At 60.5% G+C, this 24,442-nt stretch carries 21 protein-coding genes; 11 read left to right on the forward strand and 10 right to left on the reverse strand.

Annotated elements, in window-relative coordinates:
• Positions 1 to 29: 29 nt before the first annotated feature.
• Positions 30 to 2,243, reverse strand: a complete 2,214-nt coding sequence (locus CW354_RS16960) for a TonB-dependent receptor (protein ID WP_104831795.1) — start codon at positions 2,241 to 2,243, stop codon at positions 30 to 32.
• 279 nt (positions 2,244 to 2,522) lie between these two features.
• Positions 2,523 to 3,221, reverse strand: a complete 699-nt coding sequence (locus CW354_RS16965; protein WP_207764875.1) for a GntR family transcriptional regulator — start codon at positions 3,219 to 3,221, stop codon at positions 2,523 to 2,525.
• Between the two features lie 162 nt (positions 3,222 to 3,383).
• On the opposite strand from CW354_RS16965, the gene CW354_RS16970 reads away from it, so the two are divergent.
• The 6 genes from CW354_RS16970 (at position 3,384) to modC (ending at position 9,627) form a co-directional block, all read left to right on the forward strand.
• A complete protein-coding gene (locus CW354_RS16970) occupies positions 3,384 to 4,547 on the forward strand; it encodes a dipeptidase (RefSeq protein ID WP_104831278.1) in 1,164 nt (387 codons plus the stop codon).
• Between the two features lie 34 nt (positions 4,548 to 4,581).
• Positions 4,582 to 6,144, forward strand: a complete 1,563-nt coding sequence (locus CW354_RS16975; RefSeq protein ID WP_104831279.1) for a serine hydrolase — start codon at positions 4,582 to 4,584, stop codon at positions 6,142 to 6,144.
• A 142-nt stretch (positions 6,145 to 6,286) separates the two neighbouring features.
• Complete coding sequence (locus CW354_RS16980; protein WP_207764876.1) at positions 6,287 to 7,072, forward strand: TOBE domain-containing protein; 786 nt, start codon at positions 6,287 to 6,289, stop codon at positions 7,070 to 7,072.
• A gap of 6 nt (positions 7,073 to 7,078) precedes the next feature.
• Positions 7,079 to 7,849 carry a molybdate ABC transporter substrate-binding protein gene (gene modA, locus CW354_RS16985; RefSeq protein WP_104831281.1) on the forward strand — a complete coding sequence of 257 codons (771 nt, stop codon included), beginning with the start codon at positions 7,079 to 7,081 and terminating at the stop codon, positions 7,847 to 7,849.
• Positions 7,850 to 7,852: 3 nt separating this feature from the next.
• Complete coding sequence (gene modB, locus CW354_RS16990) at positions 7,853 to 8,536, forward strand: molybdate ABC transporter permease subunit (RefSeq protein ID WP_104831282.1); 684 nt, start codon at positions 7,853 to 7,855, stop codon at positions 8,534 to 8,536.
• Complete coding sequence (modC, locus tag CW354_RS16995; RefSeq protein WP_104831283.1) at positions 8,533 to 9,627, forward strand: molybdenum ABC transporter ATP-binding protein; 1,095 nt, start codon at positions 8,533 to 8,535, stop codon at positions 9,625 to 9,627. Before modB ends, modC begins: the two co-directional genes overlap by 4 nt.
• Before the next feature lie 6 nt (positions 9,628 to 9,633).
• On the opposite strand, the gene CW354_RS17000 is transcribed toward modC, so the two are convergent.
• The 5 genes from CW354_RS17000 to CW354_RS17020 form a co-directional block, all read right to left on the reverse strand.
• On the reverse strand, positions 9,634 to 11,868 hold the full coding sequence (locus tag CW354_RS17000; RefSeq protein WP_207764877.1) for a PQQ-dependent dehydrogenase, methanol/ethanol family: 2,235 nt from the start codon (positions 11,866 to 11,868) through the stop codon (positions 9,634 to 9,636).
• Positions 11,868 to 12,767 carry a DUF8021 domain-containing protein gene (locus CW354_RS17005; RefSeq protein ID WP_104831798.1) on the reverse strand — a complete coding sequence of 300 codons (900 nt, stop codon included), beginning with the start codon at positions 12,765 to 12,767 and terminating at the stop codon, positions 11,868 to 11,870. The genes CW354_RS17000 and CW354_RS17005 overlap by 1 nt, the downstream gene beginning before the upstream one ends.
• Positions 12,768 to 12,905: 138 nt before the next feature.
• Complete coding sequence (locus CW354_RS17010; RefSeq protein ID WP_104831284.1) at positions 12,906 to 14,390, reverse strand: aldehyde dehydrogenase; 1,485 nt, start codon at positions 14,388 to 14,390, stop codon at positions 12,906 to 12,908.
• Positions 14,391 to 14,451: 61 nt separating this feature from the next.
• Entirely contained in the window at positions 14,452 to 14,961 is a 510-nt protein-coding gene (locus tag CW354_RS17015) for a MarR family winged helix-turn-helix transcriptional regulator (protein ID WP_165793791.1), read from the reverse strand.
• Positions 14,962 to 15,269: 308 nt separating this feature from the next.
• Complete coding sequence (locus CW354_RS17020) at positions 15,270 to 16,682, reverse strand: aldehyde dehydrogenase family protein (protein ID WP_104831286.1); 1,413 nt, start codon at positions 16,680 to 16,682, stop codon at positions 15,270 to 15,272.
• Between the two features lie 231 nt (positions 16,683 to 16,913).
• On the opposite strand from CW354_RS17020, the gene CW354_RS17025 reads away from it, so the two are divergent.
• Together CW354_RS17025 and nov2 are read left to right on the forward strand one after the other, a co-directional pair.
• The gene (locus tag CW354_RS17025; protein WP_104831287.1) at positions 16,914 to 17,441 is read left to right on the forward strand and encodes a MarR family winged helix-turn-helix transcriptional regulator; all 528 of its coding nucleotides are present in this window, start codon (positions 16,914 to 16,916) and stop codon (positions 17,439 to 17,441) included.
• Positions 17,442 to 17,584: 143 nt separating this feature from the next.
• Positions 17,585 to 19,060 carry a lignostilbene-alpha,beta-dioxygenase NOV2 gene (gene nov2 / locus CW354_RS17030; protein WP_104831288.1) on the forward strand — a complete coding sequence of 492 codons (1,476 nt, stop codon included), beginning with the start codon at positions 17,585 to 17,587 and terminating at the stop codon, positions 19,058 to 19,060.
• A gap of 35 nt (positions 19,061 to 19,095) precedes the next feature.
• Here nov2 and CW354_RS17035 read toward each other — a convergent pair whose 3' ends face one another.
• Positions 19,096 to 19,629, reverse strand: coding sequence for a c-type cytochrome (locus CW354_RS17035; protein ID WP_104831289.1), 534 nt, complete (start codon positions 19,627 to 19,629; stop codon positions 19,096 to 19,098).
• Positions 19,629 to 21,197, reverse strand: a complete 1,569-nt coding sequence (locus CW354_RS17040) for an FAD-binding oxidoreductase (RefSeq protein WP_104831290.1) — start codon at positions 21,195 to 21,197, stop codon at positions 19,629 to 19,631. The genes CW354_RS17035 and CW354_RS17040 overlap by 1 nt, the downstream gene beginning before the upstream one ends.
• A gap of 169 nt (positions 21,198 to 21,366) precedes the next feature.
• Between CW354_RS17040 and CW354_RS17045 the strand changes: the two genes are divergently transcribed.
• From CW354_RS17045 to CW354_RS17055, 3 genes are read left to right on the forward strand one after another with little or no spacing between them, the layout of a single operon-like run.
• On the forward strand, positions 21,367 to 21,750 hold the full coding sequence (locus tag CW354_RS17045) for a hypothetical protein (protein WP_104831291.1): 384 nt from the start codon (positions 21,367 to 21,369) through the stop codon (positions 21,748 to 21,750).
• Entirely contained in the window at positions 21,750 to 22,274 is a 525-nt protein-coding gene (locus CW354_RS17050) for a DUF3237 domain-containing protein (protein ID WP_104831292.1), read from the forward strand. Before CW354_RS17045 ends, CW354_RS17050 begins: the two co-directional genes overlap by 1 nt.
• Before the next feature lie 36 nt (positions 22,275 to 22,310).
• Positions 22,311 to 23,243, forward strand: a complete 933-nt coding sequence (locus CW354_RS17055) for an SDR family oxidoreductase (protein ID WP_104831293.1) — start codon at positions 22,311 to 22,313, stop codon at positions 23,241 to 23,243.
• Here CW354_RS17055 and CW354_RS17060 read toward each other — a convergent pair.
• Positions 23,240 to 24,433 (reverse strand): MFS transporter, encoded by a 1,194-nt coding sequence (locus tag CW354_RS17060; RefSeq protein WP_104831294.1) that lies wholly within the window; start codon positions 24,431 to 24,433, stop codon positions 23,240 to 23,242. The two genes, CW354_RS17055 and CW354_RS17060, sit on opposite strands and share 4 nt — an antisense overlap.
• Between the last annotated feature and the right edge of the window lie 9 nt (positions 24,434 to 24,442).

Below are 24,442 nucleotides of genomic sequence, written 5' to 3' on the forward strand. Positions count from 1 at the left end.
GCAAAATACGCGCGGCGGACCGTCAGGGCTTAAAATTCAGCCGTCAGCATCGCGCCGATCGTACGCGGCCGGATGACGCCCGCGGTGACGACGCCCGGCGGAAGGTCCGTGCTGGGATTGCCGCCGGAGGTCAGCCCTCTTTCATTGGTGACGTTCCGGGCGAACAGTTCAACCGAAAAACGCTCGAAGATTAGGCCGGACCTGAGGTCTAGGGCGCCATAGGAAGGAAATTCGCTGCGTCCGTCAGGCGAGAAGTTGGAGAACTGGCTCGACTGATAACGGAACGTCCCGCCGGCGTAGCCTGTAACCTCATTCGTCAGGGGCCGCTCGTAATCGCCGCTGATGCTGAAGGAGTATTTCGGCGTGAAGGGCAGTTTGTCGCCGTCGAGACCGCCGACGAGAATGGGATCGGTGTCCGTCGTCAGTTCGGAGTCCGTAATCGCGCCGTTCACGACGACGTTCAATCCATCGACCGGGCGCAGCGTGACCGTGGCCTCCCCGCCGACGCTCTTCGCGCCGCCCGTATTGGTGTTGACGCCGAAGCCGTTGACCACGGTGTAAAGCTGGACGTCGCTCCAATCCAGATAGAATGCCGAAAGATCGATCCCCAGCGCATTGTCGGCGGTTTGCGCTTTCACGCCGCCTTCATAACTCAAAATCGTATCGGACTGGAACGTGAAAGGCGTTCCCGCCGGCGCTGTCGGCGGCAAGACGTTCGGTCCGCCTGGACGGAAGCCTTTCGCCACCCGCGCATAGACCGCCGCATAATCGCTCAGTTCAAAACGCGGCGCCACGGACCAGGTGAAAACGCCTTCATCGGACGTAATCTCCGGGAAGACTTCAGGCGGCCCGACAAAAAGGCCCGGAAGGCCGTCGGTTTCCTGAAACGCTGATTGATCGTTGTGGCTGAAGCGGCCGCCCGCGGTCAGATCGAAGCGTTCGCCAAGATGCAGTGTCGCATTCGCGAAAGCCGCATATTCTTCATAGTCGGATTCGATGGCGAGATCGGCGAGCACGGGCACGCCCGGCGTCGGATTGACCGTGCCCGGATCGACAGCGGTGACGAGCTGATCGATCAGGCCGTCTTCATTGGTGTAGTAGCCGCCGATCATCCATTCAAACCGGTCGTTATCCTGCGAAGAGACCCGCACTTCCTGGGTGAACTTCCGGTAGTCGGTCTCTTGGTCCAGAACCAGCTCCAGCGGCGGCGCCATCAGGACCGCCGAGACGAGCCCGCCAAGCGAAAACGTCATGAAGTCATCGTGAATGGTCTGGTCGAAAGTGCTGTAGCTCGTCGAGGAGACGACATTCACAGCGCCGAGATCCCAATCGATCGTGCCATTATAAACGCGGTAAGCGGCCTTGTTCGTGGAATCTGCGAAGACCGAATTGGTCAGCCCGCCGCCGATCGGATCGAGCGTCGTCGCGTCAAGTTCGATCGAGTTCGATTCGTCTGTTTTGATATCCTGCAGAACGGCGCTCAAGCGGATCGACAGATTGTCCGTCGCGTTAAACAAAAGCGACGCGCGGCCGCCGTAAGATTCGGACGGGTTGATATCCTCTTTCACATCAGAGCCGTTGGCCCCGGTGGAATCGATGAAGCCGCCGCTTTTGCGGTAAAATCCGCTGCCGCGGAAAGCGAGCCGGTCGCTTAAAGGAACGTTCAACACGCCGGCGCCGGAATAGCCCACCTCGCCGTCTTTGACCGTTTCAACACCGGCGCGCACGCGCCCCTCGAATGCATCCGTGCTGGGCTTGGCGGTGACGAATTTCAGCGTGCCGCCCAGCGAATTGGCGCCGTAAAGCGTCCCCTGGGGGCCGCGCAGCACCTCGACCCGCTCCACATCGAAGGTGTCGAAGTCGCCGGCGAGAATGCCGGCGTTCACCAAGCCGGTGCTCGAGCCGAACGGCGTTTCATCCACATAAACCGCAACCGTCGACGCGACGCCGCCGGTGTTGACGCCGCGCATGATCAGCCGCCCTTCCCCGGGCGTGCTCTGATTGAGCTGCAGCCCCGGCACGAGGGCCAGGTAATCCTGAAAGTTGGTGGCGTTCAGCCGCTCCAGCGTTTCGCCGCCGACGACACTGACCGACAAGGGCACTTCCTGCAGCGTCTGCGTCCGCTTTTGCGCCGTCACCGTAATGACGTCGCGGTCTTCCCCGTCTTCCTGCGCATAGGCCGAAACGCTCAGCGCCGCGAAGGCCGCGCCCGCCAGCAGCACTGCTTTGTTGCGGTGATTCATATCCATCTCCTTTGCCCCTCCGGCGCGTCGCGCCCGCAGCCATTTTTTTAGCTGCCTTATTTTTTTATAAGGCATTTTTCTTTTCATGGATACCCGCTTTATCGATTTTCAAAGAGGTCTTTCCTATTGTTGCCGCCAGAACACATGAGAAGCCCGGAAAAGCCGGAGAACGCACGCATAAGGCGACCCCGATAGGCGGCGCGCCGCCATAAGAGGCAATGGAGAGGCCGATCCCGGCCGCCAATAGAGAAATGTCAGAGGACGGAAAGCGCGGAAATCTTATTCCGGCTGCGCCGGCAGACGCAGGTCCTGCGTATAAAGCTGATCGTGCAGAAAGATCGCGTCCAGCACCCGCTCCTCGCAGATTGCCAGAATTTTGTGGGTCTGCTCGCGGATCTCGTCCGCATGATCGTTTTTCACCGCTTCCAGCAATTCGCGCTGATGCTCCCAAGTAAAGGGCAGAATGCGTTTCATCTTCACATAGAGCCAGTAGATGCGCATGGTGGTGTCTTCGAGCTGGCTGATCCAATGCATTAACAGCGGGTATTTCAGCTGCTGCGCCACATAGAGATTAAAGCGCTTATTGGCCTTTAAAAGCTTCAACGCCGTGCGGTCGTCCGTGATCGGCCCTTTGAAGGAGATGGCGTCGTTCAGCTTGACGAACTTGTCATAGTCCACCTGCGCTGCGGCCATGGCGAAAATATTCGGCTGCAACATTTTGCGCATGGCGAAGTTCTGTTTCACGTCGAGCAAAGTGAGCGGCGCGACGCGCGTCACCCGCGGCGAGATGGACACGAGAAACTGCTGCGCGGTCAGCTGCTCCATGATGTTGCGCGCCGTGGTGCGGCTGATGTCGAACATCTCCGTCAGGATGTTTTCGGAAACTTTCTGGCTCGGCGCGAGCCGCTGCGTGACAATGGCGTCCATGATTTCCTCATAGACCACCCCGCTGTCCGATCCGTTCTGCATCTTTTTCATCGTTTTCGTCTAAGCCTTTAGATTTTCAGCGAAAATTGACGGATTTCCATGGTTTAGTCCAGAAAAATGAATTTTTGGACGCCTTATTTTAAATTACGGCTGTTAAATTATATTCAATAGGGTAAGCTTTCGCCCGATGGGGGACATTTTGGGGATAAAAGCATGACGAAATCCGCCCTGTCGCGACGCAGCGTTCTTAAAACCGCGTCAGCAGCCATCGCCGCGCCCATGATCAATATCGGGGCCTACAGTCTCGGCGCCGCAAGCGAGCGGGTTTATTCCGCCAAGGTGATCGACCTCGTCAATCGCAGCCTTGTCATCGACATGCTGTCCGTGCTTGCCAATCTCGGCCAGGCCATGACGGCGGTATTCAGCGACAATCCCAAACTCCTCGACCCCTACGCCATCACTGACGAACAGATCGAAAAGATCCGCGCAAGCGGCGTCAATATCTATCATCCGGCTGTCGGGCTTGGCGGCTATGAAGAAGGGCTTGAATTCGTCGCGCGGCTCAACGCCTACGCCGACGAAAGGCCGGACGTCTTCCGGCGCATCACCAGCATCGCCGATATGGAAGAAGCCTGGAAAAACGGCAAGATCGGCTATATTGTCGGCATACAGAACGCTGAACATTTCAATACGCCTGACGACGTCAATGTGTTTTATCATCTCGGCCAGCGCGTCAGCCAGCTCACGTACAACAAGCAAAATCTGATCGGCGCCGGATCGACGGACCGGGTTGACGGCGGCGTCAGCGATTTCGGCGCGGCGATTATCGCCCGCATGAACGAACTCGGCATGGCGGTCGATGTCTCCCATTGCGGCGACCAGACGACGCTTGACTCCTTCGACATTTCCACCGCGCCGGTGCTCATCACTCATTCCAACGTCCGCAAGCTGGCCGGCGGCCATGTTCGCTGCAAAACGGATGAAGCCATCCGGAAAATGGCGAAATCCGGCGGCGTCATGGGCATAAGCGGCGTGCGCAATTTCGTGCGCGATAAAGAGCCGACCACCATCGAGCACATGCTCGATCATTTCGACTATGTGGCGAAAATGGTCGGCGTCGAACATCTGGGCGTCGGCTCCGATATGGATCCGGACGGCTATGACGATATTCCCGAACCCGGCTACAGCGCGCTCAAGAACAGCTACAAGGGCGCATACAAGTTTCGCGGCAAGATCGACACGGACGGTTTCGATCATCCCAAAAAAATCTACGATCTTACAGAAGGGCTGATCCGCCGGGGCTATTCCGACGCCGACATCGAACTCATTCTCGGCGGCAACTTCAAACGCGCTCTTGGCGACATCTGGAAATCGTAAACCCGCATAATCTGAACCCTTCGGGAGAAAACACATGAGCTTACGCCGCCTTCTTGTCTCCGCCGCCGCCAGCCTCGCTTTCGCAGGCGCCGCCGCAGCAGCGGACATCACGCCGGAACAGATCGACGCCTACACCAAAGAAGCCATTGACGCCTTCAAAAACACCGGCCTCGCGATCACGGTGGTAACGAGCGACTCCGTCATCTTTCAGGAAACTTACGGCGTGCGCGACGTGCGCAAGCCCGAAGAGAAAGTCAACGAAGACACGCTCTTTCCCTTCGCCTCCATCGGCAAGGCGTTCACCACCGCAGCGCTCGCCATGGCCGTCGATGAAGGAAAACTCGACTGGGATGATCCGGTCCGCAAATACATTCCCGAATTCGAGATGTCCGATCCTTACATCACGGCGGAGTTTTCCGTTCGCGATCTTGTCACGCACCGGTCCGGCCTGCCGCTCGGCGCCGGCGATTTGCTCGTCTTCCCCGACGCCAATCCGGATGTTTCGGATATTCTCGCCGCCCTCAAGAACATCCCCCCGGCGACAAGCTTCCGGTCGGAATTCGCCTATGACAACCTCTTGTATGTCATCGCCGGCGAAGTTCTCTCCCGCATAGAAGGCAAGCCCTGGCATGAAGTCATCGAGACGCGCATCTTCAAACCGCTGAAGATGAAGTCCTGCAAAGCGCTTCCCTCCGAAAGCGCAGCGGCGAAGAACACCATCACCCAGCATTTAAGAGAACCGGGGAGCTGGGAAGGCGAGCCCATCGACCCGCGTTACATCATGGGCGACAGCACCGCGCCGGCGGGCGGCATCAGCTGCTCCATCAAGGACCTCGCGAAATGGGCGCAGTTCTGGCTCAACGATGCAACGACGCCCTCAGGCAAGAAACTCATCTCCGAAGCGCAGGTGAAAGAACTATGGACCGGCGTGACGCCCACCGGCGTCAGCCCCATGCTGGCCGAACTCGGAGACACGCATTTTTCCATTTACGGCCTCGGCTGGAGCCTGCGCGATTTCCACGGCAAGCTGCTTGTCAGCCATAGCGGCGGACTGTTGGGCGCCGTTTCCTATTTCGGCATTCTTCCCGAAGAAGACATTGCGGTCTTCCTGACCAGCAACGATTTCGCCATCGCCACAAGTTTTCTGGCGCTTCAGATTCTCGACGACGCTGCCGGCGCGGATTCGGACTGGCTCGGCAGCGGCATCGAATTTTACAACGCCTATCAGGCGTCCGCCGCAAAGGACCAGGGAAAGGGCGAAGATGCGCCGGAGGATGTCGCGATCGATCCCGTGCGCCCTCTCGCCGATTATGTGGGGACTTATGTCGATCCCTGGTACGGCCCCGTCTCCATCGAAATCCGCGACGGCGCCCTCTTCATCGACATGAGCCGCTCGGAAGCGCTCGACGCGCCGCTCATTCCCGTAGAGCCCGATAAATTCGTCGCCCGCTGGCCCGACCGCAAGCTGAACGCCGATGCTTATGTCATGTTCTCCGCGGAGGACGGCGAGGTCACGGGCATGACCATGAAGGCCGTCTCCGAAACGACGGATTTCTCCTTCGACTTTCACGACCTGAATTTCACGCGCGAAGACTAAATCTCCCCCGCCCCTTTCGGGGGCAGGCCCGCCGGGTTCCGGCCCGGCGGGCTTTTTCTTGCCCCGCCCGCGCCCGGACGTTATATAGCCCATCTATATAGCGTCCGGACCGGCGATGGAATCCCTTGAATTAGAAGCACTTATGACGGTCCAACGAGGCCGGGGCGGCCGCGGCGCCCGCATGGGCGCGGACCGGCTGCGCCTGCTGGCGGCCGTGCGCGATCACGGCTCGATCTCCGCCGCCGCCCGCGCCGTAGGACTTTCCTACAAGGCGGCCTGGGACGGCGTGAACGCCATGAACAACCTCTTCGGCGCGCCCCTCGTCGCGGGCCAGACCGGCGGCAAAAACGGCGGCGGCGCGTCGCTCACCCAGGCCGGCGAAGACGTGCTGTCGGCTTTTTCGAGCGTCGAGGCGGAGCTCGCGCGCTTCGCCGCCCGTCTCGAAAAGCGCCTCAGCGAATCCTCCACACAAATCTCGCCCGCCTCTTTCCGGAGCCTGATGATGAAGACAAGCGCGCGCAACATGTTCCGCTGCACGGTGGAAAAGATCGTTGACGGCGCGGTGAATTCCGAAGTGTTGCTCGACCTGACGGACGGCCAGCGTCTCGCCGCCATCGTCACGAGGCAGAGCGTCGCCGATCTCGGTCTTGAAGAAGGCGCGGAATGTTTCGCGCTCATCAAATCGTCTTTTGTCATTCTCGCGCCGGAAGACGGGCTTTCCAAAACCTCCGCCAGAAACCGTCTGTGCGGAACCGTCATCGCCCATGACGACGGCGCCGTGAACAGCGAGATCACGCTCGATCTCGGCGGCGGCAAAACGCTCGCAGCCATCATCACCAAAGACAGCGCCGATGCGCTCGGCCTCAAGCCCGGCGAGCGCGCCTGCGCCCTGATCAAGGCGAGCCAAGTGATCCTCGCGGTCGAGTAAGCAGCTATGGACGTCTTCTCTTTCATAAAACACGCGGCGGCGGCAGCGCTTGCGCTTGCTTCATGTGTCGGCGGAGCCCATGCCGGCGAAGCGAAAATCGCCGTCGCCGCCAATTTCACGCAAGCGGCGAAAGAGATCGGCGAAGCCTTTGAAAAAGAAACCGGCCATGAAGCGGTCTTCAGTTTCGGCGCCACGGGTCAGCTCTATGCGCAGATTTCCCAAGGCGCGCCTTTCGACGTCCTCCTCGCCGCCGATCAGGCGCGCCCTGAAAAAGCCGTCGCGGAAGGTTTCGCTGTAGCGGGCAGCCGTTTCACTTACGCCGTCGGCAAGATCGTTCTCTACAGCACGGACAAATTCCTCGTGACGGGCGATAAAACGCTTCGCTCCGGCGGTTTCCATAATATCGCCATCGCCAATCCGGTCACGGCGCCCTATGGCGCGACGGCGGTCGATGTAATGAAAGCGCTCGGCGTTTATGAGGCGCTCCGAACTAAATTGGTGCGGGGCGGCAATATCGCGCAAACCTATCAGTTCGTCGCCACCGGCGCCGCCGAACTCGGTTTCGTCGCTCTCTCGCAAATCGCCACGCATGGTAAAGGCTCGCGCTGGACCGTGCCGGAAGACCTTTATTCCCCCATCGCGCAGGACGCGGTTCTTCTCCGCCACGGCGAAGGCAACGAAGCGGCTGAAGCTTTCATCACCTTCCTGAAAGGCGCGAAAGCACACGCAATCATAGAACGCTACGGTTATGGCGCGCCGACCGAAAAACACGAGTGACCCATGAGTGAATTCGCAGAATTATGGCCGCCCGTCCGCCTGACCCTGCTGCTCGCCAGCGTCACGACTGTATTTCTGATGATCGTCGGCACGCCGCTCGCCTGGTGGCTGGCGCGATCGCGCAACGGATGGAAAGAAGCGGTGGCGGCCGTTGTCGCTCTGCCGCTTGTCCTGCCGCCCACGGTGCTCGGCTTTTATCTTCTGATCGCCCTGGGGCCGAACGGGCCCGGCGGCGCCGTCGCCGGTCTTTTCGGCGGGCGTTCCCTCGCCTTTACGTTCGAAGGCCTCGTCATCGGCTCGGTGATCTATTCCCTGCCCTTCGTGGTGCAGCCCTTGCGTAATGCGTTCGAAAGTTTCGGCGAACGCCCGCTCGAGGCGGCGGCCACCTTGCGCGCCTCGCCCTGGGACGCGTTCTGGTCCGTGGCGGTTCCTTTGGCACGGCCCGGCTTCATCACCGGCGCCGTGCTCGGCTTTGCGCATACGGTGGGCGAGTTCGGCGTTGTCCTGATGATCGGCGGCAATATTCCGGGCGAGACCAAAGTCATCTCCGTTGCGATCTACGATTATGTGGAGACGCTGCAATGGGGCCACGCGCACGCCCTCACCATCGGGATGCTCATCTTTTCCTTCGCCGTCATTTTCACAACCATGCTCGTCAACAGGCGCTTCGCGCGGGTGACGCCATGACGATCAATGCGGCGTTCAAGGGAAATCTGGGCGATTTCACACTCGACGCGGCGTTCGAGATTCTGGCGAAAGGCGTTGCGGGTCTGTTCGGCCCCTCGGGCGGCGGCAAGACGACGATCCTGCGCTGCATCGCAGGCCTTGAACGCTTCTCCGGCAACTTATCCGTCAACGGCGAAGTCTGGCAGGACGATGCGGCCAAGCTTTTCAGAAAACCCCATCAGCGCGCGGTCGGCTATGTGTTTCAGGAGGCGAGCCTTTTCCCGCATCTTTCCGTACGCCGCAATCTCCTGTTCGGCGCCGAGCGCGGGAACAAAACCGGCGCCGGCGAAACGTTCAAGCTCGACGATCTTGTCGATCTATTAGGACTCTCCGCCCTTATGGACCGCGCCCCGGCGGCGCTTTCCGGCGGCGAGCGCCAGCGCGTCGCCATGGGGCGCGCCCTGATGTCGAGCCCACGCCTTCTCCTTCTCGACGAACCGTTGTCAGCGCTCGACCGCCAGACGAAAGAAGAGCTTTTTCCTTATCTCGAAGACTTGCATGAGGCGCTCTCTATTCCGAGCCTTTATGTGAGTCACGACATGAGCGAGCTCGAACGTCTTGCCGATACGCTTGTGCTCATCGACAAAGGGCGCGTCATCGCCAGCGGGCCCTTGCATGACTTACAGGCCGATCCCGCCCTGCCCCTGATGAGCGCGCCGGAGGCCGCTGTCGCGCTGACGGGCCGCACGAACGAAATCGACAAGACATACGGCCTTGTCACGCTCGCCGTTAACGGCGGAACGCTGATCGTTCCTTCTCGGCAAGCAAGGCTTGGCGAAGAACGCCGCCTCAGCATCAAGGCCTCGGATGTGAGTTTCACGCGCGCGGCGCCCCAGGAGACATCGATCCTCAACTGCCTGCCCGTCAAAATCCTGTCGGCCAATGTTCAGGAAAGAGATCCAACCCATGTGAACATTGTCGCCGCGCTGGGAGAAAACGGCGAAGGCGCGCGCATCGTCGGGCGGATTACACGCAAATCGCAGGAAAAGCTCGGGCTAACGGAAGGCGCCAACGCCTATGCTCAGATCAAGAGCATCGCGCTGGCGCCCTAAACCGCCTCAATAGTTAGACAGCAAAGCGGCGCTCGGCTGATCCAGCGGCAAGCCTTCTTTCTGAAGCTCAAGCTCAACCGCGCGAATACGGCGTTGCTCCCCGATGAGATAGGCGTGAATGGCGTCCGCGTCTTCTTCCATGAGAAGGTCGCCCCAGGACGGCATGCCGTTCTGAACCAGCAGGCCTTCCAGCAGAATATCGTTGAAGATTTCGTGGGTGTAAGGCTGCATCCGCCGGAGGTCCGGCGAGATCGACCGGTGCTGGTTGGAATGACAAATGGCGCAATTGTCGAAAAACAGTGCGCGGCCATGGGCGATCGTCTCCGGCGAAGCGTCGGCGAACAGATCTTCCGGCGCCGCCGGCGCGGGCTCCAGCGGCGGCAGCTTGTCGGGCTTCGGCGTCTCGCCGCCGCCGAGCTTGAAAACGAGAATGCGCCCGTCATTGCGGCGTTCATATGCGGCGCCGTAACGCGGCACGTAAGGCCAGCCGCCGCCGCCCCAGCCGGCCATGACGGCGACATATTGAACGCCGTCGACTTCGTAAGTCATTGGCGCGGCGATGATCGACGCGCCTGTGTCGATGGATTTCAAAAGATCGCCGCTTTCCGCGTCATAAACATTGAAAAAGCCGCGCACGTCCCCGGCGAAGACGAGCCCCGACGCCGTCGTCAACACGCCGGAACGGTCCTGCCAGCCGGCGTAAGGCGCGGCCCAGACGGTTTCGCCCGTTAACGGATCGATCGCGCGAAGCTCCGATTTGTCGAGGCCTTCTTCTACGCGGCTCCATTCGGGAAGCGCTTTCACCGCCTCCTGCACGAAAGACGGCAGGCCCGGCAGCACGGCCGGCAGGTCGGGCGTGAAAATGAGCGAGGCGTCGCTGTTGATGCCCTTTTCTTTGTAGGGCTTTTGCCCGGGGGTCATCATCATCAGATTGCCCATTTCGAGCACAGCGCCGTAATAAAGTCCCGTCTGCGGATTATAAGAGAATGGATGCCAGTTGCTGGCGCCCGGCGTGCCCGGATAAATGATTTTCGGGCCCGTCGAATAGTCGGCGTTTTCAGGCGTCATGACAGGCCGGCCCGTCTCCGCATTAATGCCGGAAGTCCAGTTCTGGAAAACCAGCGCATTAGCGCGCAGGAGCTTCCCGTTGCGCCGGTCGATGACGTAGAGAAAGCCATTTTTCGGCGCATGCAGAAGCACCGGCGTTTCCTCGCCGTCGATCTCAAGCGTCGTCAGCGTCATCGGCCCCGTCGCCGTGAAATCCCAGCTATCGCCCGGCGTTTCCTGATAATGCCATTTCACCCGCCCCGTTTCCGGGTCGAGCGCGACAATGGAGGAAAGATAAAGATTGTCGCCGCCGGAGGGCGAGCGCTTTGCACGATGATAAGGCCCGCCATTGCCGACGCCGATATAAACCGCATCGAATTCCGGATCGTAATGAATGGCGTCCCAGACTGTCCCGCCGCCACCCACATCCCAGCGGCTTTCGGGATCCCAGGTCGTCACCGCCTCTTCAAGTTCCGGATTTTCCTGCGGGCCTGCCTCCGGATCATGCGGCACGGTGTAAAAGCGCCAGCGCGCTGCGCCGGTTTCAACGTCATAAGCGGTCACAAAGCCGCGCACGTCATATTCCGCGCCGCTATTGCCAATGAGAACGACATCGCCCGCCACTTCCGGCGCGCCTGTGCTCGACAGCCCCCGGCCCGAGCCGTCATGGGTGTCCGCCTGCCAGAGAATCTCTCCGGATTTGAAATCGAGCGCATAAAGGACGCCGTCGAGAGTCGCCACGAAGACCCGGCCGTCATCAACAGCAACGCCGCGATTGACCATATCGCAGCAGGCGACCCGGTTCGCCTGCATGTCGATCTCGGGGTCGAAGCGCCAGATTTCTTCGCCCGTCGCCGCGTCAAGCGCCACGGCGCGGCCCGCCGTGCTGCTCGTCACCAGAACGCCGTCGATCTCGACCGGCGTCGCCTCCTGCCCCCTGTTTGTGTAAAGCGGATAGTCCCAGGCAAGACCCAGCGATGAAACGTTCTCGGGCGTAATATCTTCAAGCCGGGAGAAATACGTGCCGCCGACATCGCCGCCCGCAAGCGGCCAGTCCCTTCCGGCGCCGACTTGCATCATGTCGCTGGTCGCCGTTTTTCTTTCCGGCGTAAGCGCTTGCGTTTCGGACTCGGACCCGCCGCAAGCCGGAAGCAGCATGAACACGGCGAAAAGGGGAAAGCATGTTTTTTTCATCACCGATCCCACGGGCTGGGCATTTTGTACGGAACGGTGATGAAATTCGCTTCGATCTGACGGATGGCGCCGTCTTCGATCTTGAAAAGTTCGAGGAGATAGAAGCTGTGCGGGCGGCGGAAAGGCGAGACGACTTTTGTTCCGTCTGTCAGTTCATAATCGCCAAGGCGTCCTGCATGATCGATAAACCCGCTGGCGAGAACCAGCCCCAGCTCTTCATCCACTAGCGGAAAGCGTCGCGCCCGGAGTTCATCGTCGTACAAATATTGACCGCGCTTAAACTGCGCTTCGCACCCTAGCGCCGCGATTGGGTAATTCACTTCTTTGGCAAACTCAGGATTATTTGTGGTCTGAACGCCATTCTCGACGCGATTGCAGTCGGGATGAAACTTCGTGAAGATCTCGCCATCATTGAGTTGCAGCGTATCGAAGTAGCCGTCAGCAATGCTGATCATGCGCTCGCGTTTTACCCGGTGTTCCGACGGCACGGTCTCGTTAAGGACCGGCTTGTCCCAAAACCGCTTGTTCGCGAAGATACCGAGGCCGCTGAACGAAATGCGCACGACAAGAGTCTCGACTTCGGAAACGCGCCCGTCTCTGTCGATCTTCAGGCGAAGCGAAAACGCCGATGTCTCGTTCGTCTCTTCGACAGCGCCGAAATAACCCACCTGGCCTGTTTTCACGTCAGCGAATCGCAACTGATAATCGCCAAGTCCTGTAATCGTGCCCCACAGGCCGTCACCGACATCCATCGCAACATTGTCCTCGGTGTTGCGCACAACGTCGGCCCAGGGAACCGCACTCGGATCACGCCGGCGCAGCGCGTCAAGATAGACATCGAGCGTCTTATAAAGCTCTTCGCGCGTATAGGCGGCGGGCGCAGCGTTGCGGATCGTCATGGCATTTCCTCTCTCCTTGATCTCATTGTCGCTTTTCGCTGACGCGCTGCAGACATTCGCAGCCAGCAGCACAGCAAAGAGCATGCGAGAAAGCGCATGTCGCATGAAATATCTCCTTTGTGGCAGCGCCGCTCGCACTTAGTTGAATTTGGACGGGCGCCCGTCGAGAAGAATGGTTTTCGTTTCGAGATAGGCGGCGAGGCCTTCCGCGCCGCCTTCCCGGCCGATGCCCGATTGCTTGAAGCCGCCGAAAGGCAGGTTGAAATCCGCCTTCATGCCGTTCTGCGCCACCCCGCCGGCGCGCACGCGCCGGGCGATTCTATAGGCGGCTTCATGATCGTGCGTCAGCACGGAACCGTTGAGACCGTAATTCGACTCATTGGCGATGCGCACGGCGTCCTCTTCGTCCTCGCACGGAATAAGACTCAAGACCGGGCCGAAAATCTCCTCCTGGGCGATGACGGAAGAATTATCCACATTGGCGAACAGCGTCGGTTCGATGAAATAGCCGCGGTTCATATGGCTCGGGCGCTGGCCGCCGGTGACGAGGTCCGCCGTCTCCTTCCCCTTTTCGATATAGCCTTCGACGCGGTCGCGCTGGCGGCCCATGGCGAGGGGGCCGAGCTGGGTTTCCGGATCGGTGCTGGGACCGATCTTGATTTTCTTCATCTCGCCGGCGATGGCGTCGGCCAGTTCGTCATGGCGCTTGCGCGGCACGATGGCCCGGCTCAGCATGGCGCAGACCTGGCCGCTGAACACCGTGATCGTCGAGGACAAAAGCTTGGCCGCCTCTTCGGTCGAATAATCGTCGCGCACAATGGCGGCGGACTTGCCGCCGAGCTCCAGCGTGCAGCGCGCGATGCGCTCGCCGCAGACGCTCGCGATGCGCTTGCCGGCGACCGTCGAGCCGGTGAAGCTCACCTTGTCGACGCCGTGATTGCAGACGAGATGGTCGGACGCGGCCCGGTCGCCGCAAACGAGATTGACGACGCCCGGCGGCAGGCCGATCTCCTCCGCCACTTCGGCGATGATGTAAGCGTCGAGCGGAGTTTCCGGCGACGGTTTCATGATCACCGTGCAGCCGGCGGAAAGCGCGGCCGCAACCTTGCTCAGCATGATGGTGTAAGGCGCGTTCCAGGGCGCGATGGCAGCGACGACGCCCACAGGCTCGCGCACGATCACCGCCGTATCCGCTTCGGACGACGGCGCATGCGTTTCAAACGCATAGCTTTCAGTCACCGACGCCATATGCGCCGCCGACGCCGTCCCGCCGCCGATAATGAAGGGCGCGATGGTCGACAAGGCGCCGACCTGCGCGGTCCAGGCCCTGGCAAGCTCCGGTTCGCGTTTTTTAAGCGCCTCGGCGAGCCGGTGAAGATATTTCGCTCTTTCCGCCGGCGGGGTCGCCGGCCAGGGCCCTTCGTCGAAGGCCTTGCGCGCGGCTTCGACTGCGCGGTCCATATCGGCCTCGACCGCTTCAGCGACGCGGCCGACCGGCTGCTCCGTATTCGGATCGATCAGCGTAATCGTCTTGTCGGTCGACGGGGAGGCCCAGGCGCCGCCGATGAAAATCTTGTCCGGATTGCGGATCGTCACGCCGTCGGGCAATAACATGTCAGACATTTAAAAGCTCCCATTCATCAAATACGTCCAGGCGCCGCCGGGCGCCGCGGAAAAGGGCGCATCATCCCTTTTTCTTCGCTTCGGCGTCCGCGAGCTCCGCCCAGTTGTCGAGCTGATCGTTCAAAAGGTTTACAAGACGCTGCAGCTCCCTCCGGTCTTTCTTGTTCAAAAGCGCAAAAAGACGCTCCGCCACCGATCTGAACTCAGGAAGCATGGCGTTGTATTGACGCCAGCCCTTGGCGCTGATCCGGAACGGTCGGCGGCGGCGATTGCCGGCGTCATCCACAAGTTCGAGCCAGCCTCTTTCGTGAAGATTGGAGAGCGCCCGGCTGACATTCATCGCCGGCATGGACATGAGCTGGGAGATTTCCTGACCGGTCAGCGTTCCTTCGCCGCTAAGGCAAACAAGCACTTTCATTTCATGACGGGTGAGGTCGTTCGGCTCGCTCACCTCGCCTTCCATCGGGATCGTAATCAGGCTTGAGCATTTCAAAATAGAGATCAAAAGCTGGATGTCGGATCCAAGGCTTGAAAGCGGTTTTACTTTTTCCGTCATGTCCGTCTGTTTCATCCCTCGCGCCCGCGCGGCTCGCCCGGCATTGCTGCGCCGCAACATTTCGCGCGCGCCCGTCTAGAAAAATGCACGCCGCAAACGAAAGCGCCAGTTCTCATTCAGGCGCCTTCCGTCCTGCGGCGCTAAAGTTTCATTGATCATCGCCTTTTTCAAGAAATAATACCAATTGGTACGCTCTGTGCACAATCGCTTCACCCTGCGCAAACAATTCGGGCCCCTGAAACGAAGCAGGGCGGGCCCCGCGTCTTTTCAAACGCAACGCCCGCCCCGATGGCGAAGTCAGTTAAGTCTCGCGTTTGCGCGCTTTATTCCAGCGGCACCGAGTTCACGACATGCGGCTGGGTGTATTCGTAAAGCCCTTCGAGACCGAGCTCGCCGCCCATGCCGGACTGTTTCGAACCGCGGAAAGGAATATTGGCGTCGATGGCGAGGTGCTGGTTGACCCAGACCGTGCCGGAATCGATACGCATGGCCACATCCATCGCGCGCTTGAGATCCTTGCCCCACACCGTGCCGGCGAGGCCGTATTCGGAATCATTGGCCCGTGCGATGACGTCATCGATGTCGTTATATTTCAGCACCGGCAACACAGGGCCGAACTGCTCTTCCTGCACGACTTTCGCATCTTCCGGAAGGTCGCGCACGACCGTCGGCGCGATGAAATAGCCTGGCCGGTCCAGCGCTTCCCCGCCGGCGATGACCTTGCCCTTTTCGCGGGCGTCGGCGAGGAACTCTTTCACCTTCTCATATTGCATCTTGTTCTGGACGGGCCCGACCTGCGCGCCCTGCTTCATGCCTTCATCGACCACGGTGTCCTTGGCGAGCTTGGCGAGTTCGTCGCAGAACTCGTCATACATGGCTTCGGGCACGTAAGCGCGCTTGATCGCCACGCAGATTTGCCCGGCGTTTTTCATGGCGCCTTCATAGACTTTCTGTGCAACCATTTTCGGATCGACGTCGTCCATTACGATGGCCGCGTCATTGCCGCCGAGCTCCAGCGTTACGCGCTTCACGCTTTCGGCCGCAGACTGCATGACTTTCTTGCCCGTGGCGGTCGAGCCGGTGAAGGCGACCTTGGCGATATCCGGATGGCTGGTCATCAACGGTCCGAGTTCGTTCTCGTCGCAGACGATGTTCAAGACGCCCGCCGGCAGGATTTCGTTGGCGAGTTCGCCGAAGAGAAGCGTCGTCAGCGGCGTCGTCGGCGCGGGCTTGGCGACCATGGTGTTGCCGGTGACGAGACACGGGCCCAGCTTGTTCATGAGCAGGATCAGCGGGAAGTTCCAGGGCGTGATCGAGGCGACGACGCCGAGCGGCGTTCTGTGCTCGATGACCTTGTTGCCGTCCTCGTCGCGCAGGGTGCGCTGCTCAAGCCGCATGCCGGCGAAAGCGCGCAGGGTGAAGATTGCGCCCATGACTTCATACATCGCCTGGTCGAGCGGCTTGCCCTGCTCCGCGGTCAAGAGACGCGCAAATTCATCCGCACGCGCCTCAAGCGCTTCGGAGAGCTTGCCCACCATCTCAGCGCGTTCGTCGACCGGCCTTTTCGACCAGTCCTTGAATGCGTCCTTCGCGGCTTTCACCGCCTGTTCGAGAAGATCCACGTCGGCCTTCGGGCATTTGGCGAAGGCGTCGCCCGTCGCCGGATTGACCACATCGAACTCAGATGCGCCGGGCACAAGCTTGCCGTTGATAAGCAGTTTATAGTCGTGCGTCATGGAACCTCCCACGGTGTTCATCGCCGGCGCCCTTGTGCGGGCGCGCGCAGGCATGTGATATTAACGGCCGTTATAAAGCCTAGCAATAGGACGCCTAAGAGGAAAGACGGCCTGCGCCGCCCGCCTTATAGGCGACTTTGCCAGTCCGGTCCTTCATGACTGAAAGTAGAAAACATGAAGACGAAAATTTGCGCCACTTTCCCGGCAGAAAACTGATCAAAAAAGCGCCCTATGAGCAAAACAACGACTGCGAAACCGCCTACCCGCGCCAGAGACGCCCATCCGCCCGAGCCGCTCGATGTCCTGCACCGGCTCCTCAAATTGGTCAACCGGCTGAACGCGCCTTTCTCGGAGCATCTGGAGAAGCGCTTTCGCGTCACCATGAACGAGTTTCGCGTGATCATGCTGATCGGCAGGCTGGGGACAGCGGCCTCCCATGAGATCGCCGATATGTCGGGCGTGACGACCATGAGCGTCAGCCGCGCCGTCACCTCGCTTGAGCGCAAGGGCTGGATCGCCTGCCGCGTCGACGATGAAAACCGCCGGCGCAAGATTCTCCGCCTCACCCGGGAGGGCGAAAAGCTCTATAAACAGATGCTGCCAACCGCCGACCGGGTGGCGACATATCTGTTCACCTCGCTGCGCCCTGAGGAAATACTGGCCTTCGACCATTATGTCGCAACGCTGACCGAAAGCCTTGAGGCGCGCGACGAAGAGGGGCGCTCGATCTTTCTTGAAGAAACGCGGCCGGACGCCTGACTGCGATCCTTCCCTGTCTCATTATGCTGCATTGCACGGCGATTTGCGCTTTTTCTTTTTAGGGACATCAATTTTCTTGCTTCCAAATACTACCTTTTGGTAGAAAATGGAAATCCGATAACTATAAAGGGCAGGAAGCGCACATGACGGGGTTCCCCAACACGCCTGATTTCACCGAGCTCAATACGCCGGTCCGCATTGAGCTTGAGGTTCAAAACCTGCCTGTAGAGGGCGAGATCCCGCCGGAGATCAACGGCGCCTTTTTCCGCGCCGTTCCCGACCCGGCCCATGTTCCCATGGTTGAAAACGACACCGGTCTTTCCGCCGACGGCATGGTCTCTCGTTTTCTGATCGAAGACGGCCATGTGGATTACGCCATCAAATATGTGAAGACGGCGCGCTACCTCGCCGAACAAAAAGCGCGCAAGGCGCTGTTCGGGCGTTACCGCAATCCTTTCACCGACAATCCGAGCGTCGAGGGCGTCGACCGCACCGTTTCGAACACCACGCCGGTCTGGCACGCCGGGCGCCTGTTCATGACCAAGGAGGATGGGCGCGCTTACGAGGTTAATCCGCATACGCTCGAAACCATCGGGTCATGGGATTATCACGGCGCGCTGAAGTCCCAGACCATGACCGCCCATGTGCGCGTCGACCCCGACACCGGCGAAATGTTCTTCTTCGGCTATGAGGCCGGCGGCCTGTGCAGCAAGGAACTTGCCTATTGCATCGCCGACAAGGACGGCAATCTCGTTTCCGAACAATGGTACGAGCTGCCCTATTGCGGCATGATGCACGATTTCGCCGTCACGGAGAAATACGCCATCTTCCCGCTGTTTCCGACAACGGCCGATCTCGAGCGCATCAAGGCGGGCGGGCCGCACTGGGCGCACGATCAGGACCTTGAATGCTGGATCGGGATCATGCCGCGCTATGGCGACGTTAAATCCATGCGCGGCTTCAAGGGACCGAAAGGCGTTTCGGTGTTTCACATCCTCAACGCCTTCGACGATGGCGGCGACCGCGTTTTCCTCGACCTCCATGCGACGGAAACCAACATGTTCCCCTTTATGCGCGAGGCGGCGGGGATCCATCGCGACAATTCGGAAATTCCCGGCGCGACCCAGCGCTGGACCTTCGATCTTTCAAAGGACGGCGAAGACTTCGAGATCGCCGATATCGGCCCGCCGGGCGATTTGCCGCGCATTCCCGACGCGCTGCATGGCCGTCCCTACACCCATGGCTGGTATCTCAGCATGAACCCGGAAGGCGGCCCGCCGCTGACCGGCGGCCCCGTGGGCACGGCCTTTAACGCGCTTTTGCGCATCGAACCGGAAACGGGCCGCCTCGACATGATGTCCCTGCCTTTCGAAAGCGCGATCAACGAGCCGGTGCATATTCCCGCCGACGACCCCGAACATGAAGGCTGGCTCGTCTGCGTCACCGACCGCAAGGTGGGCGACAATGACTATAAATCCGAGCTGTGGGTGATCGACGGCGGCAATATTTCCGCCGGACCTGTGGCCAAGGTTCCGATGCCCTGCCGCATGCGCCCGCAAGTGCATGGCTGGTGGGTTCCCATGGACGCGCTTGAAAAAGCGCATGCGGCCAAAGACTAAAAACCGGTCCCGCGGCTTTGTTCCGGCGGCGGGGCTTACTCCGCCGCCTCTTCATTGTTGCGGGTCAGATACTGAACGATGAGATCGAGGTCCTCATCGCTAACTTCGACGCGCGTCAGCGGCGGCATGGTGTTGAGGCCATTGCGCACTACCGTCTTGATATAATCTCCGGTCAAGTCCGTGCGATTGGCCAGCAGCGCCTGTTCGGGCCCCATGCGCCGCGCAAGCGTAATCGTGCCGGGCCCCAGCTCGATATGGCAATACTGACAGCGCGCCAGATAGACCGCTTCGGGGTCGCCGCTTCGGGCGCGTGTGAAAACGCCCCTCGCCTGTTCCGCAGCGGCGGCTTGCGACGAGACTTTCGTCAGCTCGGAATTGTCGCCAGCTTTGGCTTCTTCGGCGGGCGCCTCTTCCGGCGCCGGCCTGGCGGGCGCGGCGGCTTCCTGAACCTGTGTATCTTCTCCGGCCTCGGGTGCGGGCGCAGCTTCTTCCTTCCCGCCGCACCCCGCAAGCGCAAGCGCCGCAGCCGCAGCGAAACCGAAACGGGCGGCGAACAAAATCTTGCTCATTATTCCCTCCCCTCGCGCAGACGCGCCGGCCAGACGCCGCTCTTGCCGGGCGCGATCACGCCATTCGGATCGAGCGCGTCTTTCACCGTTTCATTAAGCCGCTTCAGCGCGTGATTGTTGTAATCGTAGGTGTCGGCGACCGGCTGCATGAAGTCGATATGGGTGCGGTATTCGCCATAGCCCTCTTCGCGAGCGTCCTTGATCATCTGGGTAAAGAGGTTGCGTGCGCGGCTCACCATATCCGCGTCGTCGCGGTTATAAAGGATCATGTTGACATTTGCGATGTGGCGATGACCCACCGTGAAGCTTGAATAGTAATCGAGCCCCGCCTCCTCGAAGCGCCGCTTGCGCCGGAGGAAGGCGTCATAGGCGAGCTCGCCCGACGGCGGCAGGATCGGCGAAAAGCCGATATGGCCGCCGCGTCCGCCCATCCAGTTGACGACGTTCAGGGGCAAAACCATGGGCACGCCCACGGCGATGCTGAATGGCTCGCGCGGCTGGCCCTTCTGCCAGTGGCGCCATTCGAGTTTTTTGCCGAGACGCGGCTCGAACGCCTCGTTGACGATTTTCTGCTTGGCTTCGACCACGCCGCCATCGCCGAAGAGCGATAGGTGGAAGGTCCACCAGCCTACATTATAGGTTTCCTGGATCTTCTCGGCGATCTCGTCGGGGATCGGCCCCTCGCCCTCATACCAGTCGGCGCGCGTCGTGAAGGCCGAGGCGTCGTGGAGATAATTGCCGAAGACCACATTATGCTCGATGATCCCGCGCAGGCGCAAATCCGCGAGAATGTCCATCGCCCATTTGATGTCTTCCATCTCCGGCAGGTTGACCTGCGCGTGGGCGGTCATTTCCGGCTCGGGCATCATCCACATATTGGCCTTGGTGACGACGCCCAAATTCGACTGGACGAACATCTGGTCCCAGCTCGGACCGAAACTGTAAGGGTAATGCGCCCAGGATTTGTTTCCTTCCATGGCGCCCATGCCGGTGCGCACGATCTCGCCCGTGGGCGTCACCACTTCGAGCCCGCAAAGCTTCGTCGTGTTGTCGCCGTAAGGCGTATAGCCGATGCCGCGCTCCAGCGCGTTGCCGATCACCGAACCCCAGCCATTGGCCGGCACCGACATCCACAAGGGGATGTCGTTATTGGTGAGATGTTCATGGAACTGATAAAAACCGACGCCGGGTTCGAGCGTGGCGTAGGCATAACGTTCGTCGACATCGAGGATCTGGTTCATCCGGGTCATGTCGAGAACCGCGCTGCCGGCGAGAACCGGCGACGCGCCGCCATAGCCGAGATTTTTTCCGCGCGCCACGGGCCAGACCGGAAGCTTGTGTTCATTGGCGAGACGCACGATCGCCTGCACTTCCTCGACGCTCGTCGGCGCCAGCGCGGCGGACGCCGCATGATCGAGGCCGTCGCCAAGCGCGTAAGGATCGATATAAGTGTTGCGGTCGAGCTCCGTGTCGAAAACCTTATCTTCGCCCAACTCGCGCTTCAGCGCATTGATGGCGCTGTCAAAACTCGCCGCATCAAGTCCCGGCGGAAAGATTCGGTCGGCCATATCCTGCTCCCGTTTTCGCGCGCGCGGCGATGGCGCCGCTCTTGCCGGCGCGTTTTACGCGTTTCGTCCCTGTTGCGCTCATCATAACGGTCGTTATAATTCGTGCAACCCGCGTTTGACGACGAGACCGAAAACAAATCATCTGCGGATCCGTCGGGAGGATTGAACCATGCTGACCATGAAACGCAGAGACATGTTGCTCGGCGCCGCCGCCGCCAGCGTCGTCCTGTCGGGCGGCGTCGCCGTCGCCGCAAACCGCGCCGGCTCTGACAAGCCCGTCATCACCGTTTACTCCGCTGACTTCCCCCGGGCGCAGGACCTGGCGCGTAAAAACGCAGGCCGCGCAAACCGGATCGAACCGCTGAAAGGCGACCTTATTGCTTTTTACAAAGCGCGCCTCGCCTCTCATCGCGGCGCCATAGAGGGTTATACGAGCTGGAGCGATTATCTGCTCCTGCGCGGGCTCGCCGAAGAACAGGGGCTGCGCCTTCGCGCCGAAACGCAATTGCCCGGCGCGTCCGGCAAATCCCTCTTTCATTGGGTTATGGCTTAATGGCGGACCTTCCAAACATTCCCCTTGAAGGCAGTTCCGGACCGGAATCGCCGAAACTCGAATTCGTCTTCGAGATCGAGATCAATTTCGCGCGTTACGACTCCATCCCCGACATGCCCAGCGGCGCCGGGCGCGGCTTCGTCTATATTGACAGCGGCGTCGTCAAAGGCCCGAAGCTGAACGGGATCGTTCTCCCCGGAAGCGGCGGCGACTGGGCGCAGTTCCGCCCTGACGACGTGCTGGCGAGCGATGCGCGCTACATGATCGAGGCCGAGGACGGAACGAAAATCCTGATGCACAATCGCGGCTTTCTCTGGGGCCGCGAGCCCGACACGTTGAAGCGCATGCAGGATTGGATGTTCCGCGATGGGCCGGAAGTGTCCTTCGAGGAATTTTACTTGCGGTCGTCGCCCATGTTCGAAACCGAAAAAGGCCCCCATGAATGGCTCATGCGCCATGTCTTTGTGGGCATCGGCCGGCGGCGCAAGGACGGCAACACCATCCGCTATTACGCGCTGCTGTGACGGCGCGCGCGCCGCAAAAAGATGAGGAAAACATTCATGGGCAAAATCGTCATCACCGGCGCTTCAGGCCAATATGGCCGCATGGCGACGGACAAGCTAATCGCCAAGGGGCATGCCGCTGACCTCATCCTGATCACGCGCACCCCGTCGAAACTCGCCGAGCGCGAAGCGGAAGGCTGCGATGTACGCTATGGCGATTTCGACAAGCCGGAGACGCTCGCCGACGCGGTCAAAGGCGCGGAGAAAATGCTGCTGATTTCCGGAACGCGCGTCGGCGCGCGCATCCCGCAACACAAAGCCGCGATTGGCGCGGCGGCCGCGAACGGCGTCAAACACATTATCTATACGAGCTTCGTCAATGTGGACGAGGCCAACCCCGCCATTGTCGCCATCGACCATCGCGAGACGGAAAACCTCGTCAAGGCGAGCGGGCTTGCCTGGACCTTCCTGCGCGACGCGCATTATGCGGACGCGATGATTTTGAACGCCGGACCCGGTTTCATTGCATCCGGCACATGGCTGACGAGCACCAAGGGCGGGCGCGAAGCCATGGTCTGGCGCGAGGACTGCGTCGACTGCGCCGTCGCCGTGCTGACGCAGGACGGTCACGAGAACAAGGCCTATCCCATCACCGGCCCGAACAGCGAGACTTTCGAAGAAGTCGCGGCCATGCTGAGCGAGGCCTGCGGCAAGGAGATCAAACTCGTCGAAACCGACGATGACGGCATGTATGCGCATTTCGACGCGCTCGGCATTCCGCGCGAGCCGGTGGATGACCAATCAGTGGCGGGCATTCCCTGGAACTCCGACGACATGGTGAGTTTCGAGCGCGCCATCCGCGAAGGCTATCTCGATATCTGCACCGATGATGTTGAGAAGCTGACCGGCCGCAAGGCGCGGTCTGTGCGCGAACTGATCGAGGCGAACGCCGAATTCCTGAAGCAGGTCGCGAAGGACAGCGCCGCCTAAGCGGGCTCGATCTCTTCGGCTTTTTTAACCCGCGCGCTCGCCATCACAATGGCGATGCAGATTAATACCGGCGCGCCGCAGACAAGAAGAAAGGGCTGAGGCGCAAAATCGCGCGCCACAAGCGCGCCGCCCGCTAAGGGCCCCGCAATGGCGCCGATACGCGCCACGGCGACAGCGAGCCCGATGGCCGATGAGAAAACGCTCTGCGGGTAAAAGGATGCGCTCGACGCCATGATGGCGAGGTGTGCGCCGGAAACCCCGCCGCCGATAACGAGCAGCAAGACGCTCCATAAAAACGCGCTTCCCGCCGCCGCGCCGGTTGCAAAAAAGGCGGCGATGACGAGGGCGTAGGCGATGGTGAACGCGTAAACGCGCCGCCCGCGATCAATGAACCAGGAGATGACGAGACCGCCTGCAAGTCCTCCGCCCTGAAAAAACGCCGTAAGTTGTGAGGCGGCGTCCGCCGAAAGACCGTCGGTAGTCAACAGATGCGGCAGCCAGCTTACGATCATATAAAGGATGAAAGCGTTGACCGTATAGAGCCCGACAAAGACCGCCGTTGCGGGAAGATAGCGCGGGCTTAAAGGGGCCAGGATGGAGCCGCGCGCCGCTGGCGCTGCTTCATTTTCGCTGGCGGGCGCCTGAGTCTTAGGGAGCGCCGCGAATAGCGCCGCCGCCAAAACCAGAATGAAGGCGCCGGCGGCGTGAAAAATCGCCAGCCAGCCGCCGAGCTTAACAAGCGCCGGCGTAATCAGCCCCGCCAGAATGGCGCCGATGGAAATGCCGGCTGAAATCACCGCAAGGCTCGTCGCCTTTCGTTCCGGCGGCGCCAGTTCCGCGGTGTAGGCGGTGATGTTCGGCAAGCACGCGCCGAGCGCCAGCCCGGTGAAAAACCGCCAGATGACGAATTCCGTGATTGAAGCAGAAAAGCCGGTTCCGATTGTCGCGGCCCCGATCAGCGCCAGCGATGAAACAATCAGCAGCCGCCGGCCGAAGCGGTCGCCAAGGGGGCCAATCAGCAATGCGCCAACGCCGAGCCCGAGCAGGACGGCGGAAAGCGCGGTGCTGAACGCCGACGGTTCGACGCCCATCGCCTCGACAAGATAAGGCAGAGCGAGCGGCATTGCCGCGAGATCGTAGCCGTCGATCATCATCACCATGAAGAACAGCGGCAAAATCAGTCGCGCCATGGCGTTCGC

It is taken from the genome of Hyphococcus luteus, assembly GCF_002943565.1.
GTDB lineage: Bacteria > Pseudomonadota > Alphaproteobacteria > Caulobacterales > Parvularculaceae > Hyphococcus > Hyphococcus luteus.

What these genes read in the sequence shown, in the direction of transcription:
- CW354_RS17010 (WP_104831284.1), bottom strand. Translation starts at nt 14,390, where the DNA reads ATGTCTGACATGTTATTGCCCGACGGCGTGACGATCCGCAATCCGGAC.
- nov2 (WP_104831288.1), top strand. Translation starts at nt 17,585, where the DNA reads ATGACGGGGTTCCCCAACACGCCTGATTTCACCGAGCTCAATACGCCG.
- CW354_RS17045 (WP_104831291.1), top strand. Translation starts at nt 21,367, where the DNA reads ATGCTGACCATGAAACGCAGAGACATGTTGCTCGGCGCCGCCGCCGCC.
- CW354_RS17025 (WP_104831287.1), top strand. Translation starts at nt 16,914, where the DNA reads ATGAGCAAAACAACGACTGCGAAACCGCCTACCCGCGCCAGAGACGCC.
- CW354_RS16965 (WP_207764875.1), bottom strand. Translation starts at nt 3,221, where the DNA reads ATGAAAAAGATGCAGAACGGATCGGACAGCGGGGTGGTCTATGAGGAA.
- CW354_RS16975 (WP_104831279.1), top strand. Translation starts at nt 4,582, where the DNA reads ATGAGCTTACGCCGCCTTCTTGTCTCCGCCGCCGCCAGCCTCGCTTTC.
- CW354_RS17060 (WP_104831294.1), bottom strand. Translation starts at nt 24,433, where the DNA reads ATGGCGCGACTGATTTTGCCGCTGTTCTTCATGGTGATGATGATCGAC.
- CW354_RS16960 (WP_104831795.1), bottom strand. Translation starts at nt 2,243, where the DNA reads ATGAATCACCGCAACAAAGCAGTGCTGCTGGCGGGCGCGGCCTTCGCG.
- CW354_RS17055 (WP_104831293.1), top strand. Translation starts at nt 22,311, where the DNA reads ATGGGCAAAATCGTCATCACCGGCGCTTCAGGCCAATATGGCCGCATG.
- modA (WP_104831281.1), top strand. Translation starts at nt 7,079, where the DNA reads ATGGACGTCTTCTCTTTCATAAAACACGCGGCGGCGGCAGCGCTTGCG.
- CW354_RS16970 (WP_104831278.1), top strand. Translation starts at nt 3,384, where the DNA reads ATGACGAAATCCGCCCTGTCGCGACGCAGCGTTCTTAAAACCGCGTCA.
- modB (WP_104831282.1), top strand. Translation starts at nt 7,853, where the DNA reads ATGAGTGAATTCGCAGAATTATGGCCGCCCGTCCGCCTGACCCTGCTG.
- CW354_RS17035 (WP_104831289.1), bottom strand. Translation starts at nt 19,629, where the DNA reads ATGAGCAAGATTTTGTTCGCCGCCCGTTTCGGTTTCGCTGCGGCTGCG.
- CW354_RS17040 (WP_104831290.1), bottom strand. Translation starts at nt 21,197, where the DNA reads ATGGCCGACCGAATCTTTCCGCCGGGACTTGATGCGGCGAGTTTTGAC.
- CW354_RS16980 (WP_207764876.1), top strand. Translation starts at nt 6,287, where the DNA reads ATGACGGTCCAACGAGGCCGGGGCGGCCGCGGCGCCCGCATGGGCGCG.
- CW354_RS17050 (WP_104831292.1), top strand. Translation starts at nt 21,750, where the DNA reads ATGGCGGACCTTCCAAACATTCCCCTTGAAGGCAGTTCCGGACCGGAA.
- modC (WP_104831283.1), top strand. Translation starts at nt 8,533, where the DNA reads ATGACGATCAATGCGGCGTTCAAGGGAAATCTGGGCGATTTCACACTC.
- CW354_RS17020 (WP_104831286.1), bottom strand. Translation starts at nt 16,682, where the DNA reads ATGACGCACGACTATAAACTGCTTATCAACGGCAAGCTTGTGCCCGGC.
- CW354_RS17000 (WP_207764877.1), bottom strand. Translation starts at nt 11,868, where the DNA reads ATGAAAAAAACATGCTTTCCCCTTTTCGCCGTGTTCATGCTGCTTCCG.
- CW354_RS17015 (WP_165793791.1), bottom strand. Translation starts at nt 14,961, where the DNA reads ATGAAACAGACGGACATGACGGAAAAAGTAAAACCGCTTTCAAGCCTT.
- CW354_RS17005 (WP_104831798.1), bottom strand. Translation starts at nt 12,767, where the DNA reads ATGACGATCCGCAACGCTGCGCCCGCCGCCTATACGCGCGAAGAGCTT.